The organism is Verrucomicrobiia bacterium (genome assembly GCA_035946615.1).
Taxonomy (GTDB): domain Bacteria; phylum Verrucomicrobiota; class Verrucomicrobiia; order Limisphaerales; family UBA8199; genus DASYZB01.
In genome coordinates, this window is the sequence record DASYZB010000153.1 from 1 (window position 1) to 2,083 (window position 2,083).

General features: G+C 58.9%; 1 protein-coding gene. It reads left to right on the forward strand.

What is annotated here, in order from left to right:
* Positions 1–967: 967 nt before the first annotated feature.
* Positions 968–1,918 (forward strand): transposase, encoded by a 951-nt coding sequence (locus VG146_22355; protein ID HEV2395102.1) that lies wholly within the window; start codon positions 968–970, stop codon positions 1,916–1,918.
* Positions 1,919–2,083: the final 165 nt, after the last annotated feature.

Below are 2,083 nucleotides of genomic sequence, written 5' to 3' on the forward strand. Positions count from 1 at the left end.
CGATGTGGCTGGGGGGGGCGCCACGCGCGGCTGAGCCTTGCCCAACTGCGCCAGCTCGCCGGCGGGGTGGACTACGCCGCCGTGGGCTAGGCTCTGAGCCGTTTCAACCGCCGGCTCCAGCAGGACCGTGCCTTGGGCGGCCATGTGGCGCAAATCGAACATGAATTGTCAAAAATTGAGATGTGACCCCTTGGCTTTACTCGTAGCTCTTGCCGCCGCCGGAGCATGGACATGTTCGGCCACCGCTCCTCCTCCTGAGGCAATAAAACCACACCTCGGTGGCGGGCGGCACAGCCTGGCCATTGTGGGCGTGCGGAACGCGAGCGATGATTCTAAGGCGGACTTCTGGGCCGGCAGCCTGTATTGGTTGCTGAACGATGCGCTGAGACAGGTCGGGGCATTGAGGTTGGTGCCAAGGCACTACAGCGTTGCAGATATGGACGCGCGTCAGGCGCGGGTCATGGGGCAGGAGATCGAAGCCCGGCGCGTTGCATGGGGGTCGTACAGCCGTTCGAATGGAGGATGGCGCGTGATCTTTCATGTTGAAAATGTCGCAACGGGTCATGTCTCAAAAGATCTTGCAGCGCATTCACGCGATTGGTTGGACGTTCGCGACCAGCTCGCCACAGAGATCCTACAGGAATTGGACATCACCCCAGCCGCGTCGGAACAACGAGGGATGCGCCGTCGCTGCACCGGATCAGAGGCTGCCTTGGAGTCGATGAGCCGAGCCCTCTTTTTGAGCGCGCGAGATCCAGTGGCGGCAGAAACCTACGCTCGGCAGGCCCTTGGAGTGGATCCTCGGTGTGCGGAGGCACATACGCTCCTCGCCGCCTCACTATGGAGCCCGGCGCGATAGACGCGCAAGGCTTCCTGGACCATTTAAAGGGTCGTTAAAGGGTCGGTTCTTAGTATCGTGCCATTTTTCCTTATTGCACGGCAGGGTCGCCAGCCTTATGTTCGGCCCATGGCCAGAAAACTGCGGGTGCAGTATCCGGGCGCGATCTACCACATCATGAATCGCGGCGACCATCGTGAGCGCATCTTTCACTCGAACAGGGACCGCGAACTGTTCCTCAACACTCTGGGTCAAGTGTGCGAGAAAACCGACTGGCAGGTCCATGCCTGGTGCCTGATGAGCAATCATTTTCATCTGGTGGTCGAGATGCCTCGGGGCAACCTGGTCCCCGGGATGAAATGGTTGTTGGGCACCTACACGATGCGATTCAATCGGCGCCACAAGCTCTTTGGCCATCTTTTCAGCGGTCGCTACAAAGCCTTGCCGGTGGACAACAGCGGCACGGGCTATTTGAAGTGCGTTTGCGACTACGCGCACCTGAATCCGGCTCGGGCCAAGTTGCTTTCCAGCAAGGAGAAGCTCTCCAGTTTTGTCTGGAGCAGTTATCCCGAATACCTTAAGGCACGTTCGGCACGGCAGCCATGGCTGCGGGTGGACCGGTTGTTGGGCGAGCATGGCATCCCGAAGGACAGTGCCGCCGGGCGGCAACAATTCGAACGGCGCATGGAACTGCGGCGGGCGTCCGAAGATGGGGATGAGTTTGTGCCGCTCTTGCGGGGTTGGTGTGTGGGCAGCCAGGAGTTCCGCAAAGAACTGCTGGCTCAAATGAAGGGCGGGCCGGAGCACTATGGGCAGGAGATTGGCGAGTCTGCTGAGCAAAAGGCGCACACGCTCCTCGACGCTGAACTCAAGGCGGTGGGCTGGCGAGCATCGGACCTGGCGACCCATCGCAAAGGAGCCCCTCAGAAGGTTCGCATTGCTTTGCGTCTAAGGAAGGAGACAACGATGACGCTGGGTTGGATTGCACGAGAATTAGAAATGGGAACCAAGACGCACCTGTCGCATTTGCTTTATTGGCATGGAAGGGACGAGAAACAGAGGAAGGAGAGAAGGAGTTAATGATACTAAGAACTGACCCCTTTACACTGCTTATATGGATAGTTCCTGAACTAAGCCCTGCGATTCGCCGCAGGTATTCTACCGAAGCAGGCGTTCTAGCGCGAAGCTTACGCCGTGAAATCCTGGGCAATCGGCGTGAGCAAGCGGCTTTGAAGCAGCTTGCTC

Bases quoted from the DNA above. Each gene is read 5' to 3' on its own strand.
- VG146_22355 (HEV2395102.1), top strand. From the start codon at position 968: ATGGCCAGAAAACTGCGGGTGCAGTATCCGGGCGCGATCTACCACATC.